The organism is Microbacterium sp. M4A5_1d (genome assembly GCF_053345465.1).
This window is the reverse complement of the sequence record NZ_JBKFAD010000001.1, coordinates 580,717-594,838: the sequence shown is the minus strand read 5'-3', so window position 1 is coordinate 594,838 and position 14,122 is coordinate 580,717. Positions and strand designations below refer to the sequence as shown.

The window sequence follows — 14,122 nt, the reverse complement described above, 5'->3', positions numbered from 1 at the left end:
AGGTGAGGGTATGACGGAGATCACCCCGCCCCCTGCCCAGAGCTCGCTCCGGCGCCTCGTTCCTCGGATCTTCTCCCGCGCTGCGCCGCGGGAGGGGCTGGAGCAGCTCGTCCGGACGGTGCGCGCACATCACCCCAAGGGCGACATCGCGATCATCGATCGCGCCTATCAGACGGCGTCACGGGCGCACGCGCAGCAGAAGCGTCAGAGCGGCGAGCCGTACATCACGCATCCGCTCGCCGTAGCCCAGATCCTCGCCGAGCTCGGCCTCGGCCCGAGGGCCATTGCAGCCGCGCTGCTCCACGACACCGTAGAGGACACCTCATACGGTCTGGACCAGCTGACGGCGGAGTTCGGCGACGAGGTCGCCATGCTCGTCGACGGCGTCACGAAGCTCGACAAGGTCAAGTACGGCGACGCCGCGCAGGCCGAGACCGTGCGCAAGATGATCGTCGCGATGTCGCGCGACATCCGCGTCCTGCTGATCAAACTGGCCGACCGGCTGCACAACGCGCGTACCTGGGGCTTCGTGCCGCCGGAGAAAGCGGCGAAGAAGGCGACCGAGACCCTCGAGATCTACGCGCCGCTCGCGCACCGGCTGGGTATCCAGGCCATCAAGAGCGAGCTCGAAGATCTCTCCTTCGCGGTCCTTCATCCGAAGCTGTACGCCGAGATCGACAGCCTCGTCACTCAGCGCACCCCGCAGCGCGAGCAGTACCTGCAGACCGTGATCGACGCCGTCGAGACGGATCTCCGTGAGCTCCGCATCCGCGGTCGCGTCATGGGGCGACCGAAGCAGCTCTACTCCGTCTACCAGAAGATGGTGGTGCGCGGGCGCGAGTTCGACGACATCTACGACCTCATCGGCATCCGTGTTCTGGTGACGACCGTCCGCGACTGCTACGCCGTGCTCGGCTCGATCCACGCGCGGTGGACGCCGTTGCCCGGGCGATTCAAGGACTACATCGCGACCCCGAAGTTCAACCTGTATCAGTCGCTCCACACCACCGTGATCGGACCGGGTGGTCGCACGGTCGAGATCCAGATCCGCACCCACGAGATGCACCAGCAGGCCGAGTTCGGTGTCGCGGCGCACTGGAAGTACAAGGAGCGGATGGCGGGCGGCAAGGCCGACGCCAAGGCGATCGACAACGACATGGCGTGGCTCGCGCACATCTCCGACTGGCAGGCCGAGACGGCCGACCCGGGGGAGTTCCTCGACTCGCTCCGATTCGAGATCGGCGCGAAAGAGGTCTACGTCTTCACCCCGAAGGGTCGGGTCATCGGCCTGCCGGCGGGGGCCACCCCGGTCGACTTCGCCTACGCCGTGCACACCGAGATCGGCCACCGCACGATGGGTGCGAAGGTGAACGGGCGTCTCGTGCCGCTCGAGTCGACCCTTTCCAGCGGCGATGTCGTCGAGGTGTTCACCTCGAAGAACCCCGACGCCGGCCCGAGCCAGGATTGGCTGACATTCGTCAAGAGCACGCGGGCCCGCAACAAGATCCGCGGCTGGTTCACGAAGGAGCGGCGCGAAGAGGCCGTCGAGCAGGGCAAGGACGCGATCGCTCGGGCGATGCGACGTCAGAACCTGCCGCTCCAGCGCCTCATGGGGCAGGACGCGTTCACGGAAGTGGCGCACCAGCTGCGCTACGAGGACGTCACTGCGCTCTACGCGGCTGTGGGCGAGGGGCACGTCTCGACGCAGTCGGTGATCGAGAAGGTCACCGCGCTCGTCCGGGCAGAGGAGGACACCTCCACCGGACCGATCCAGCTGCCGGCTGTGGGACGGTCGCGCCAGAAGCGCGACAGCGACTCGGGTGTTCTCGTCCGCGGCGCGCCCGACATCCTCGTGAAGCTCGCGAAGTGCTGCACGCCCGTTCCGGGTGATGAGATCGTCGGCTTCGTCACCCGCGGGAGCGGCGTGTCGGTGCACCGCTCCGACTGCACGAACGTCGAGTCGCTCATGCGCGATCCGGAACGACTTATCGAGGTGTCGTGGGCGCCGACGACGAAGAGTCTCTTCCTGGTCCAGATCCAGGTGGAAGCGCTCGACCGCGCCGGGCTCCTCAGCGACGTCACGCGCGTGCTCAGCGAGCACCACGTCAACATCCTCTCCGCGTCGGTGCAGACCAACAACGATCGGCTCGCACTCAGCAGGTTCGTGTTCGAGATGGGCGACACCGTCCACCTCGACCGCGTGCTGAACGCGGTGCGGCGCATCGACGCGGTCTACGACGTGTACCGCGTCACGTCGTCCTGACCGGCGGGCGCTCCAGCCAGGCCAGGGCCTGCCGTTTGAACGGCAGGGGGCCGCTCGACGCCAACGACCGATGCGCCTCGTCGAGGATGCCGGGGAACGCGGCGATCATCGCGACGGCGCCCGCGCGTGGCGCGTCGCTGGCGGCGGCATCGGCGCGCAACAGGTCGCACAGGGTCCGGACGCGGCTCGACACGGGCATCCCGCCCAGATGCACGGTCTCTCGCGCCGGAAGCTGAAGGTCGCGGTAGTGCAGCCGATGATCGAGCACGTGGTTCCGGCGTCGCTCGGTGCAGCGCTGCACGCTGTGCCGCACCGGGGGGTCGGCGAGCGCGCCGTGGACCCAGGCAGCCGATTCGTGCGTCAGGGCCAGGCCCGGCGCGACGAGGGGGCGCAGCGATGCGGCCCGGATCTCGGGTCCTTCGACGGCGTCCGCAGGCATGAATGCTTCGCCGACCTCGACGACGTCACCGTCGAGGCGTGCAGCAGCCAGCTCGGCCAGGGAGAGCTGGGTACCCGGGGTGTAGACGAACGGCCAGATCATTCCGTCAGTCTGGCGGGTGCGTCCGAACCGCGCGGAGAGAGCCGAACGGTCTGTGGACAGCATGGCCTCCACAGACCGTTCGCGGGGAGAGAGTCAGCCGCCGAGAGCGCTGAGCCAGGCCTTCCGGGCGCTGAGCGCCTCTTTGGCCTGTGCGATGGCGCGTTTGTCGCCCGACGCCTCCGCGTCGGCGACTTCGGCTTCGAGCTTCGCGATCGCGTCGTGCAGCTGCGACAGCATGTCGCCCTGGCGCGCCTTCGTCTCGGGGTTGTTGTTCTTCCAGTCGGCGTCCTCGCGCGCACGCACGGACTGCTCGATCTTGCGGAGCTCGTCGTCGAGGGCGCGCTCCTTGTCGCGGGGGAAGATGCGACCGATCTCGTCCCAACGACGCTGAATGCCCGTGAGCAGCGCCCGGGCGGCAGCGGTGTCCTTCTCTGCGGTCACGGCGGCGGCCTCGTCGAGCAGAGCGCGCTTCGCGACGATCTTCTCCTGCGAGGCCTCGGCGTCGGCCTGCTCGCGCTCCGCTCGGGCACCGTAGAGCGCGTCGCCTGCGGCCTTGAACCGTGCCCAGAGCGCGTCGTCGGCCTTCTTGCCCGCGCGGCCCGACTGCTTCCACTGCTCGAGCAGATCGCGATAGGCGCCGATGCCGTCCTCGCCGCGGGGAGCGAGGGCCTCGGCCCGCTCGATGAGGCGCTGCTTCGCGTCGCGCGCGCTCTTGTGCGTCTCGTCGAGGCTGGCGTAGAACTCACGACGGTGCTTGTCGATGGTCGATCGGGCGTCGCGGAATCGCTTCCAGAGCTGCTGGCCGGTGCCGCGGGGGAGACGCGGGCCGTCGGCCTGATGGCGCTGCCAGCGGTCGAAGAGGTCGGTGACCTCTGCGGAGGTCTGCTTCCACTGGATCGACTTCGGATCGCGCGAGGCGATCGCCTCGATCGCCTCGACGAGCGCCGTACGCTCGGCGATCGCGGCGTCGAGCGCCTGCTTGGCCTCCGCCGCCTCGGACTCGGAGGCGGCGTCGAGCTCGCCCTCCAGCGCGACCAGGCGCGCCTCCAGCGCGGCCAGGTTGCCGACGGCCGCAGCCCCCGCGATGCGGGAACGGAGCGTGCTCACGGTCGAGCGCAGGTCGGAGGCTGACGCTCCGCCGCGGCGGTGACGGACCTCGATGAGCGTCACTTCGCCGGCGAGGTCGGAGAACTTGCGCTGGAAGTAGGCGAGCGCCTCTTCCGGCGTGCCGTCGGGGTACTGGCCGACGACGCGCCATTCGGCCCCCTCGCGCACCGAGACGGTGCCGTCGTCATCGACGCGACCCCACGGGGCGTCGTCGGCGGGGGTGGTCGTGGAGTCAGGGGTGGAAGTCACGGAAGGCACCTCGTCGCGGCTCGCGCCGCATGGGGGTCAGGTCGGGGGACAGCCTAGTACGGAGGGCGTCAGGGCGACGGGATCGTTGTCGGAGTGGAATCCGCCGGTGTCGGGGTCTGTGTCGGCGTCGGCGTGGGTGACAAGGTCTCCGTGGGAGAGGGCGCCGGACTCTCGGCGGGCGCGGGCGCTCCGGGACCTGCGGTGAAGTATGCGACCTGAGCGCCGATAGCGGCGAGGATCAGCACGCCGCCGGCGACGGCGGCGATGACGTTGTCGCGCGACCGGCGCCGTGCGAGGCCGTCGTGGTACTCGCGCCGGGCCGCATAGAGACGAGCGCGTTCGTGCGCCGCGCGATCGTCCCGGTTCTTGCCGCGACCTGCCACGTTGCCTCCTTCGTGCCCGTTGCGGGCCGCTCAAGCCTATGGCGCGGGTCTGCGCCGCGACAAAATCCCGGTGTCCGCGCGCGCGAGTAGCCTGAGAGGATGACCGATTCGAGCGCGCTCTTCTCCGGGCAGACGCCGCTCGCGGTGCGGATGCGCCCCACGTCGCTCGACGAGGTCGCCGGCCAGGGTCATCTGCTGCGGCCCGGCTCGCCCCTGGTCGCCCTCGCGTCGCCCGACGGCAACCGGGCGGGAGCGGTATCCGTCATCCTGTGGGGGCCGCCCGGCACCGGCAAGACCACGCTCGCGCAGGCGATCGCCCGCTCGTCGGGCCGCCGTTTCGTCGAGCTGTCGGCGGTCACGGCAGGCGTGAAGGACGTGCGCGAGGTCATGCAAGAGGCGATGACGCAGCGCGACCTCTACGGCATCTCGACGATCCTGTTCCTCGACGAGATCCACCGCTTCACGAAGGCGCAGCAGGATGCTCTGCTGCCGGGCGTCGAGAACGGCTGGGTCCTGCTCATCGCCGCGACGACCGAGAACCCGTCGTTCTCCGTCGTCGCGCCCCTGCTGTCCCGCTCGCTGCTGCTCACCCTCCAGCCGCTCAGCGACGACGACCTCGGCGGGCTCATCGACCGCGCCGTCGCGGACGCCCGCGGACTCGCCGGCTCGGTCGTCCTGGCCGACGATGCGCGGACGGTGCTGATCCGGCTGGCCTCCGGCGATGCCCGACGCGCGCTGACGTCGCTCGAAGCCGCCGCGACGATGGCCGAGCCCGGCGATGACGACGAGGCGCCGGTCATCACCGCTGACCACGTGGCTCAGGCGGTCGACCGTGCATTGCTCCGGTACGACAGGCAGGGCGACGAGCACTACGACGTCATCAGCGCGTTCATCAAGTCGATCCGCGGATCGGATGTCGATGCCGCCATGCACTACCTGGCTCGGATGATCGAGGCGGGCGAAGATCCTCGGTTCATCGCGCGGCGCCTGGTCATCTCAGCCTCTGAGGACATCGGCCTCGCCGATCCGCAGGCTCTCACGATCGCCGTTGCCGCCGCCGACGCGGTCGCTTTCATCGGGATGCCGGAAGGCCGCATCCCGCTCGCCGAGGCCACGGCGTATCTCGCGACCACCGCCAAGTCGAACGCCGCCTACAACGCGATCAACGCGGCCATCTCCGATGTCCGCGCCGGCGGGTTCGGTCGCGTGCCCAAACATCTGCGCGATGCTCACTATGCCGGCGCGAAGCGGCTGGGGCACGGCAAGGGGTACGTCTATCCGCACGACCTCGAGGTCGGCGTCGCGACGCAGCAGTACCTCCCCGACGAATTGCGTGGCAAGCGGTACTACGAGCCGACGAATCGCGGTGTCGAGCGCGAGATCGGCGCGCGGGTCGAGAAGCTGCGGAAGATCCTGGGGGACTGAGCCGTGGACGATCCCGTACCCGCGTGGACGCTGCTGGGCTCGTCGCCCGCCTTCGACGGCTACGTGCGCGTGCGCCGCGACCGCTACCTGCTGCCCGACGGCAGTGAGAGCGACTGGGATGTCGTCGAGGTCGGCGACACCGTCACGGTGGTCGCGGTCACGCCCGACGACACCGTCGTGCTGTTCGATCAGTACCGCGTCGGCCCCCAGCGCGTGCTGAGCGAGCTGCCCGGCGGGCTGATCGATCCCGGTGAGGACGCTGTCGCGGCGGGCGTGCGAGAGCTGCTGGAGGAGACCGGGTATCGTGCCGGCGCCGTCTTCGACGCCGGCGGCGAGTGGGCCGCCGCGAACGCCCGGCGACGACGGCACGTGGTCATCGCCGCCGACTGTCTGCGCGTCGCCGCGCCGGAGTGGGGCGAGCACGAGACGGGCCGGGTACGGACGATCGCGGCATCCGACCTCATCGATCACCTGACTGCCGGCGAGACCAGCGACGGCGGGCCCGCCCTGCGGGGGCTCATCCGATTCGCGGCGAGTCGGGGCGTCGACCCCGCACTCCGCGGTCTGCAGTCGCGCGTGCGGGAGCTTCTCGCGACGTTCCCCGCCGACGACGACACAACGGCCGGTGCCGATCCGTTCGACGCGTTCTGGGATGCCGCCGACGGGAAGAACGCCGCCGCCCTGTGGGCCGAGCTCGACCAGCTCGCCGCGGACTCGGCCGAGGCGGTGCGCAGCTACGAGCGCGCCTCGCTGCACGACTTCCTCGGCGAGGAGGCGGAGGCGATCCCGCTGTACCGGTCGGCGCTCGATGAGGGCCTGGCCGGAAAGCGGCGCTCGGCGTGCATCATCCAATTGGCGAGCTCGCTGCGCAACGTCGGCGATCCCTCGGGCGCTCTCGCACTGCTGCACCGCTTTCCCGACACCGATCCGCTCGTCGACGCCGCCCGGGCGTTCGAGGCGCTGGCGCTGTTCAGCGATCAGAAGCCCGCGCCCGCACTCCGGACGGCGCTGCAGGCGCTCGCGCCCCACCTCCCGGCCTACCGCCGTTCGGTGGAGGCGTACGCGGCCGACCTCACCTCGCCTCGCCGTATCCGGGTCATCTCGGTGGCCGTCATCGTCGCCGACGGGTACGTCCTCGCCGAGGAGTACCCCGGCGGGCCGGGCGCGGGGCGGTTCCTGCGAGCACCCGGCGGCGGCGTGGAGTTCGGCGAGACCGCGGCGGCCGCCATGCGGCGCGAGCTGCGCGAGGAGCTCGCCACCGGCGTCGACGAACTCACGCTGCTCACCGTGAGCGAGAACATCTTCGACGACGGTCGCAAGAGCGGGCACGAGATCGCGCATGTCTTCGCCGTCCGCAGCGCCGCGCTCGAGGCGCTGCCCCTCGGGGAACGGCTCCCCGTGCTCGACGGAGACACCTCCGTCGGCTGGTACCGCATCGACGACCTGCGACGCGATGCGACCCCGTTCTACCCGGCCGGCGTCCTCGACCTCGCCGCCGCGGTCGACGCGGACGCCGTCTGATAGACTCGACCGGCTCGAAGCCCAGTTTTCGGGCATCCCTCTCTTCTGATCAAGACCTCTCGGCGTGCCCCGGCGTGCAGTCCGAGACGGGCGAGGAGACGGAGATACGTCCGTGAGTCGTGAACGTCGCGACCACGTCATCGGAAGGAGAGCTTCGTGACCACGAAGTCTCAGGACCGCCGCAAGGTCCGTCTGTCGCGCGCCCTCGGCGTCGCGCTGACCCCGAAGGCCGCCCGCTACCTCGAGAAGCGTCCCTACGCTCCGGGTGAGCACGGCCGCACCAAGCGCAAGGCCGACAGCGACTACGCCGTCCGTCTGCGCGAGAAGCAGCGTCTGCGCGAGCAGTACGGCATCCGCGAGAAGCAGCTGCGCATCCAGTTCAACGAGGCCCGCCGCAAGGACGGTCTGACCGGTGAGAACCTGGTCGAGCAGCTCGAGATGCGTCTGGACGCGCTCGTCGTTCGTGCCGGTTTCGCCCGCACGACCGCACAGGCCCGCCAGCTGGTCGTGCACCGTCACATCCTCGTCGACGGCCAGCTCGTCGACCGCCCGTCGTTCCGCGTGAAGCCGGGTCAGCTCATCCACGTCAAGGAGAAGAGCGAGTCGCTCGAGCCCTTCCAGGTCGCAGCCGCCGGCGGTCACGCCGACGTCCTGCCCCCGGTCCCGGGCTACCTCGAGGTCGAGCTCGACAAGCTGCAGGCGCGCCTCGTGCGCCGCCCGAAGCGCGCCGAGGTGCCCGTCACGTGCGACGTGCAGCTCGTCGTCGAGTACTACGCCGCGCGCTGAGTCGTACGGCTCGCTGAGTCTCAGCACTGCCATGAAGGGCGTCGGGTTCTCCCGGCGCCCTTCATGCTTTGCACCTAACATGGATGCCATGAAGAACGCGCTGTGGTTCGTTTTGGGCGTCGCCGGCGGTTTCGTCGCCGCGCACGTGGTCAACAAGGATCCGCGCGGTCACGAGATGCTCGCCGAGGTCGACGCGCGAATCTCCGAATTCGCCGATCGGATCGGCGATGCCTACCGCGAGCAGGAAGCCCGCATCGAGGGTCTCGCAGCCGACGTGAAGGGCGTGGCCTCCGACGCCCTCGACTCGGCCGCGGACGCCGCCTCCGACGCCGCGGACGCAGCGCGCGACGCGGTCGCGAAGGCCAAGAACGCCGCCGACTCCTCACACTGACACCCGACCTGATCTTGACGTCGTGCCTCCGGGCGCGACGCCGATGCCTGCCTGCCGAAGGAACCCGATGAAGACCGCCGAGATCGCCCAGCGCTACCTGGACTACTTCGAGAAGAAGGGGCACACGATCGTGCCCTCCGCATCGCTCGTCACCGACGACCCCGCGCTGCTGTTCACCGTCGCAGGCATGGTCCCCTTCATCCCCTACCTCTCGGGCGACGTCCCTGCCCCGTACGCGCGAGCGGCCGATGTCCAGAAGTGCATCCGCACCAACGACATCGAAGAGGTGGGCAAGACGCCGCGCCACGGCACCTTCTTCCAGATGCTCGGCAACTGGTCCTTCGGCGACTACTTCAAAGAGGGCGCCATCTCGTTCGCATGGGAACTGCTGACCAGCCCCGAATCGGAGGGCGGCCTCGGGTTCGACCCGAAGGATCTCTGGGTCACGGTCTACGAAGAGGACGACGAGGCGCGCCAGCTGTGGCTGAAGCACTCGACGCTGCCCGACGAGCGCATCCAGCGTCTCGGCAAGGACACCAACTACTGGAGCACCGGCCTCCCGGGTCCTGCCGGCCCGTGCTCGGAGATCTTCTTCGACCGCGGTCCCGCGTACGGCATCGACGGCGGACCGGCGACCGACGACGACCGGTACGTCGAGATCTGGAACCTCGTGTTCATGCAGTACGAGATCGCGGACGTGCGCTCGAAGTACGACTTCACGATCGTCGGCGAGCTGCCGAACAAGAACATCGACACGGGCATGGGGCTCGAGCGCGTCGCCTTCATCAAGCAGGGCGTCGACAACATGTACGAGACCGACCAGGTGCGTCCCGTGCTCGACAAGGCCGTCGAGCTCTCGGGCAAGACCTACGGCGCGAACCACGAAGACGACGTGCGGTTCCGTGTCATCGCAGATCACATCCGGTCGTCGCTGATGCTGCTCTCCGACGGCGTGACGCCGTCGAACGACGGGCGCGGCTACATCCTGCGCCGTCTGATGCGTCGCGCCATCCGCTCGATGCGCCTGCTGGGCGTCGACGGACCGAGCTTCGCGGAGCTGTTCGCAGCGTCGCGCGACGCGATGAAGGAGGCGTACCCGATCGTCGAGACCGACTACGCGCGGCTCTCGCAGTACGCTCTGGCCGAGGAGGCGACCTTCCTGCGCACCCTGGCCGCGGGATCCGAGCTGCTCGACGAGTCGGTCGAGCAGGCCAAGGAGGCGGGGGAGGGCAAGCTGAGCGGCGCGCAGGCGTTCCTTCTGCACGACACGTACGGGTTCCCCATCGACCTGACTCTCGAGATCGTCGAGGAGGCGGGGCTCAGCGTCGACCGCGGCGCCTTCGATTCGCTCATGCAGGAGCAGCGCGAGCGCGCCAAGGCCGACGCGCGGTCCCGCAAGGGGCAGCTCGCCGACACGAGCGTCTACCGTGACTTCCGCGCTCAGGGCGAGACGGTGTTCACGGGCTACACCGAGCTCGAGACGGGCTCGCGGGTACTCGGCCTTCTGGTCGGCGGCGTCTCCGTCGACCGCGCCAGCCAAGGTCAGATCGCCGAGGTGATCCTCGCCGAGACGGCGCTGTACGCCGAGTCGGGTGGCCAGGTCGCCGACAAGGGCGTCATCGTCGGCCCGGGCTACGAGCTCGAGGTCCTCGACGTGCAGAAGCCGGTGCCCGGTCTCGTCAGCCACACCGTCGAGGTGACGACGGGTGAAGTGGCCGTGGGCGAGGCCGCCACGACGGTGGTGGATGCCGCGAACCGCCGCGCTGCGCAGCAGGCCCACTCCGCGACGCACCTCGTCCACGCGGCACTGCGCGACACGCTGGGCAAGAGCGCGACCCAGGCCGGCTCGCTCAACCGCGCCGGCTACCTGCGCTTCGACTTCTCCTGGGGTCAGGCGCTCTCGCCCGAGACTCGTACCGAGATCGAGGAGATCGCCAACAACGCCGTCCGCGACAACCTCGAGGTCACGACCCGGATCATGTCGCTCGACGAGGCGAAAGCCGCCGGCGCGATGGCCCTGTTCGGTGAGAAGTACGGCGAGACCGTCCGCATGGTCGACATCGGCGGCCCCTGGTCGCGCGAGCTCTGCGCGGGGACCCACGTGTCGTCGAGCGCCGAGGTCGGACTCATCAACCTCATCGGCGAATCGTCGGTGGGCGCGTCGAACCGGCGCGTGGAGGCGCTCGTCGGGCAGGACGCCTTCCGTGAGCTCGCCGCCGAGCGTGCCATCGTGTCGCAGCTGACGACCTCGCTGAAGACGCCGCGCGACCAGCTCGCCGCTCGCGTGGCCGAGCTCGCCGCGAGCCTGAAGGCCGCCGAGAAGCGGATCGCCCAGTTCGAGGCTCGCGCCCTCGCCGACCGGCTGCCGCAGCTGGTGGGCGCTGCGGCGGCCGCCGGCCCGTTCCAGATCGTCGCCGAATCGCTCGGCTCGGCGGGATCGGCGGACGATGTCCGCACCCTGGCACTGCAGGTGCGCGACCGTCTCGGAGCCGACGCCGCAGCGATCGTCGCCCTCGGGGCCGTCGTGGGGGACCGCCCCGTCGTGGTCGTCGCCACCAACGATGCCGCCCGCGCGGCAGGAGCCAAGGCCGGTGTGCTCGCGAAGGCCGCGGCATCCGCTCTCGGCGGCGGTGGCGGCGGGCGCGACGACGTGGCGCAGGGCGGCGGTACGCACGCCGCAGCGCTTCCCGTGGCCCTCCGCGCGGTGCGCGACGCGGCGAGCGGCCTGTGAGCGGATTCCGGCCGGGCGTGCGGCTCGGCGTCGATGTGGGTACGGCCCGCATCGGCGTCGCCCGATGCGACCGCGACGGCCTGCTCGCGGTTCCGGTCGAGACCGTGCCGCGCGCAGAGGGAGATCTCGCACGCATCGGCGCTCTGGCCGAGGAGTACGACGCCGTCGAGCTCGTTGTGGGCCTGCCGGTCGCGCTCAGCGGGCGGGAGACCGCGTCGACGGCAGACGCACGCGGTTTCGCCGAGGCTCTCGCGGCCGCCGGACACCGTGTCCGTCTCGTCGACGAGCGGCTGAGCACCGTGAGCGCACACAGTGCGTTGCGCGGCTCGGGCCGATCACAGCGATCGTCTCGTAGCATTGTTGACCAGGTCGCCGCCGTAGTGCTCCTCCAGCAGGCACTCGACGTCGAGAAGAGCACCGGTAACCCGCCCGGTGTTCCCGTCGCACCCTTGCAGGAGCACCCCTGACATGACTGACCGCCCGCCGCACGACAATGGCGTCCCGACGAGCCGACGCGCCGCGCGTGCGGCATCCCAGAGTCCGGCGTCCCAGGGTCCGGCATCCACGCCGGGAGGCGCAGCGCGTCCCGACGACTCCTCGCGTGCGGAGCACACCCCGACTCCGGCCGCGGAGCACCGCGGATCGGTGGACGCACCGGCGTCCCGCGAGCAGGCTCTGGGCGAACAGGCGTCGCACGGGCAGACGCCGCGGGCCGCTGCGCCTGCTGTCGGCACGCTCGACGCCCTCTTCACGGGCGAAGTGAGCACGCATGAGGTGGGTGCCGTCCCCAGCCGGCATGATCGCGACCGCAAGAAGAGCCGGATCGCCAAATGGGTCGTCCTCATCGTGATCCTGGCGATCCTCGGCAGCATCGTGGCCGCGGGCGCATGGGTGTGGAACACGTACGAGCCTCAGATCCGCTCCGTGATGGGCTGGGAGGAGCCGAAGGACTTCGAGCCCGGCGAGGCGACCGGCGAGGTGCTGGTGACCGTCGTGACCGGCGACACCGGGTCGACGATCTCCCAGACGCTCTTCGACCAGGGCGTCACGAAGACGCCGACGGCGTTCTACGACCACCTCATCGCGACGGCACAGGACCCCACGTTCCAGCCGGGGGTGTACGCGTTGCAGCAGCGCATGACGTCCGAGGCGGCCTTGAAGCTCATCCTCGATCCCGCGAGCAAGCGACAGAACGCCGCCCAGCTGCGAGAAGGCTTGACCGTCGACCAGACCGTCGAGGTGCTCGCACAGGGCACGGGTATGCCCGTCGAGGACTTCACAGCCGCCGTCGGCGACCCGTCCGCGTACGGTGTCGCCGCCGACACGCTGGAGGGCTGGCTGTTTCCGGCGACCTATCAGTTCGACCCCGGGCTCTCGGCCACGGACATCGTGCGCACGATGGTCGACCGCACGATCGAGTCGCTCGACGCCGCGGGCGTTCCTCAGGAGCGCCGCGAGGAGATCCTCACGACGGCATCGATCATCCAGCGCGAGGCGCGTCTGTCCGACGACTTCTACAAGGTCTCTCGCGTCATCGCCAACCGCCTCGCGGACGGCATGCCCCTGCAGATGGACTCGACGGCCCAGTACGGGTACAACGAGATGCACGACGGTACGGTCAGCTCGTCGGCAGAGGCGCTCGAGGACGACAACCCCTGGAACACCTACGTCCGAGCGGGGCTGCCGGCGGGGCCGATCGCGAATCCCGGCGACGAGGCGATCGACGCGGCGATGAATCCCGCAGACGGGCCGTGGCTGTACTTCGTCACCTGGAACATGGACACCGGCGAGACGATCTTCTCCGCGACCTACGAGGAGCACCAGGCCGGCATCGAGCAGTGGCACGCATGGTGCGACGCGAATGACAACCGCGGCTGCTGATCCGTTTGCGGAAGACCCGCGCCGCTTCGAGGTGTGGGGCTCGCCGATCGACCACAGCCTGTCGCCGGTCCTCCACACCGCGGCGTACGACCGGCTCGGTCTGCCGTGGCGGTACGGGCGGCGGCACGTCGACGAGGCGTCGTTCGCGAGCGAGCTGGCAGCCCTCGGGCCGGAGTTCCACGGGCTGTCGCTCACCATGCCGCTCAAGACACTCGCGCACGACGCGGCTCGGATGCGGGATGCCGCGGCGACCGCAACCGGCGCAGCGAACACGCTCCTCCGGACGGGCGATGGGTGGGCGGCGTTCAACACCGACGTCGGCGGACTCGCGGCTGCGCTCGCGGAGATCGGGTCCGCGGCTGCGCCTCGTGCCCGCATCGTCGGCGCAGGCGCGACGGCGACGTCGGCGCTCCTCGCGCTCGAGCGCGTCGGCGTCGGCCGGATCGACATCGCGGCACGACGGCCCGCCGCAGCCGAGCCGCTGCGGACGCTCGCGGCGAGCCGAGGCATCGCGGCGACGGTGTCGCCCCTCGACGCGCCGGCGGGGGAGGTCGAGCTGACCGTGTCGACCCTGCCGGGCGACGCGCCGGTCGCTGACGCCGTCTCCGCGGGTCTCGCCGCGAGCGGGGGCACGCTCTACGACGTCGTCTACGGCACGTGGCCGACAGCGCTCGGACACGCCTGGCTCGCCGCAGGACAGCCGGCCCACCCGGGCGCGACCATGCTGCTGCATCAGGCGGTGCTCCAGATCCGCATCTTCGCGACCGGTTCGCCCGACGACCCGCTGCCCGGCGAGGAGGACGTCGTCGCCGTCATGCGCCGGGCGCTCATGGGAGGATAGACG

The 14,122-nt window shown here is 70.2% G+C and carries 12 protein-coding genes; 9 read left to right on the top strand and 3 right to left on the bottom strand.

Features of this window, described 5'->3' with window-relative positions; translation table 11 throughout:
- The first annotated feature begins 10 nt into the window (after positions 1-10).
- Positions 11-2,263 (top strand): RelA/SpoT family protein, encoded by a 2,253-nt coding sequence (locus ACLBWJ_RS02855; protein ID WP_112614264.1) that lies wholly within the window; start codon positions 11-13, stop codon positions 2,261-2,263.
- Here ACLBWJ_RS02855 and ACLBWJ_RS02850 read toward each other — a convergent pair.
- The 3 genes from ACLBWJ_RS02850 to ACLBWJ_RS02840 form a co-directional block, all read right to left on the bottom strand.
- Positions 2,250-2,804 (bottom strand): SAM-dependent methyltransferase, encoded by a 555-nt coding sequence (locus ACLBWJ_RS02850; RefSeq protein ID WP_282502431.1) that lies wholly within the window; start codon positions 2,802-2,804, stop codon positions 2,250-2,252. The two genes, ACLBWJ_RS02855 and ACLBWJ_RS02850, sit on opposite strands and share 14 nt — an antisense overlap.
- Before the next feature lie 93 nt (positions 2,805-2,897).
- Entirely contained in the window at positions 2,898-4,160 is a 1,263-nt protein-coding gene (locus ACLBWJ_RS02845) for a DUF349 domain-containing protein (protein WP_282502432.1), read from the bottom strand.
- 68 nt (positions 4,161-4,228) lie between these two features.
- Positions 4,229-4,543 (bottom strand): dioxygenase, encoded by a 315-nt coding sequence (locus tag ACLBWJ_RS02840; protein WP_282502433.1) that lies wholly within the window; start codon positions 4,541-4,543, stop codon positions 4,229-4,231.
- Between the two features lie 99 nt (positions 4,544-4,642).
- Between ACLBWJ_RS02840 and ACLBWJ_RS02835 the strand changes: the two genes are divergently transcribed.
- The 8 genes from ACLBWJ_RS02835 (at position 4,643) to ACLBWJ_RS02800 (ending at position 14,119) form a co-directional block, all read left to right on the top strand.
- The gene (locus tag ACLBWJ_RS02835) at positions 4,643-5,968 is read left to right on the top strand and encodes a replication-associated recombination protein A (protein WP_447659716.1); all 1,326 of its coding nucleotides are present in this window, start codon (positions 4,643-4,645) and stop codon (positions 5,966-5,968) included.
- A 3-nt stretch (positions 5,969-5,971) separates the two neighbouring features.
- Positions 5,972-7,489, top strand: a complete 1,518-nt coding sequence (locus ACLBWJ_RS02830) for a tetratricopeptide repeat protein (protein ID WP_447659715.1) — start codon at positions 5,972-5,974, stop codon at positions 7,487-7,489.
- A 156-nt stretch (positions 7,490-7,645) separates the two neighbouring features.
- Entirely contained in the window at positions 7,646-8,275 is a 630-nt protein-coding gene (gene rpsD / locus ACLBWJ_RS02825) for a 30S ribosomal protein S4 (protein ID WP_023951228.1), read from the top strand.
- An 88-nt stretch (positions 8,276-8,363) separates the two neighbouring features.
- Positions 8,364-8,666 (top strand): ATPase, encoded by a 303-nt coding sequence (locus ACLBWJ_RS02820; RefSeq protein ID WP_114587817.1) that lies wholly within the window; start codon positions 8,364-8,366, stop codon positions 8,664-8,666.
- Between the two features lie 67 nt (positions 8,667-8,733).
- Positions 8,734-11,397: an alanine--tRNA ligase gene (alaS, locus tag ACLBWJ_RS02815; protein WP_447659714.1), complete on the top strand. Its 2,664-nt coding sequence runs from the start codon at positions 8,734-8,736 to the stop codon at positions 11,395-11,397.
- Positions 11,394-11,864 (top strand): Holliday junction resolvase RuvX, encoded by a 471-nt coding sequence (ruvX, locus tag ACLBWJ_RS02810; RefSeq protein WP_269266507.1) that lies wholly within the window; start codon positions 11,394-11,396, stop codon positions 11,862-11,864. The genes alaS and ruvX overlap by 4 nt, the downstream gene beginning before the upstream one ends.
- A gap of 1 nt (position 11,865) precedes the next feature.
- The gene (mltG, locus tag ACLBWJ_RS02805) at positions 11,866-13,278 is read left to right on the top strand and encodes an endolytic transglycosylase MltG (RefSeq protein WP_447659713.1); all 1,413 of its coding nucleotides are present in this window, start codon (positions 11,866-11,868) and stop codon (positions 13,276-13,278) included.
- Complete coding sequence (locus ACLBWJ_RS02800; RefSeq protein ID WP_282502437.1) at positions 13,259-14,119, top strand: shikimate dehydrogenase family protein; 861 nt, start codon at positions 13,259-13,261, stop codon at positions 14,117-14,119. The genes mltG and ACLBWJ_RS02800 overlap by 20 nt, the downstream gene beginning before the upstream one ends.
- Positions 14,120-14,122 lie beyond the last annotated feature (3 nt).

Excerpts from the sequence above, each read along its gene's own strand:
- ACLBWJ_RS02800 (WP_282502437.1), top strand. The coding sequence starts at position 13,259 with ATGACAACCGCGGCTGCTGATCCGTTTGCGGAAGACCCGCGCCGCTTC.
- ACLBWJ_RS02835 (WP_447659716.1), top strand. The coding sequence starts at position 4,643 with ATGACCGATTCGAGCGCGCTCTTCTCCGGGCAGACGCCGCTCGCGGTG.
- mltG (WP_447659713.1), top strand. The coding sequence starts at position 11,866 with ATGACTGACCGCCCGCCGCACGACAATGGCGTCCCGACGAGCCGACGC.
- ACLBWJ_RS02855 (WP_112614264.1), top strand. The coding sequence starts at position 11 with ATGACGGAGATCACCCCGCCCCCTGCCCAGAGCTCGCTCCGGCGCCTC.
- alaS (WP_447659714.1), top strand. The coding sequence starts at position 8,734 with ATGAAGACCGCCGAGATCGCCCAGCGCTACCTGGACTACTTCGAGAAG.
- ACLBWJ_RS02820 (WP_114587817.1), top strand. The coding sequence starts at position 8,364 with ATGAAGAACGCGCTGTGGTTCGTTTTGGGCGTCGCCGGCGGTTTCGTC.
- ACLBWJ_RS02850 (WP_282502431.1), bottom strand. The coding sequence starts at position 2,804 with ATGATCTGGCCGTTCGTCTACACCCCGGGTACCCAGCTCTCCCTGGCC.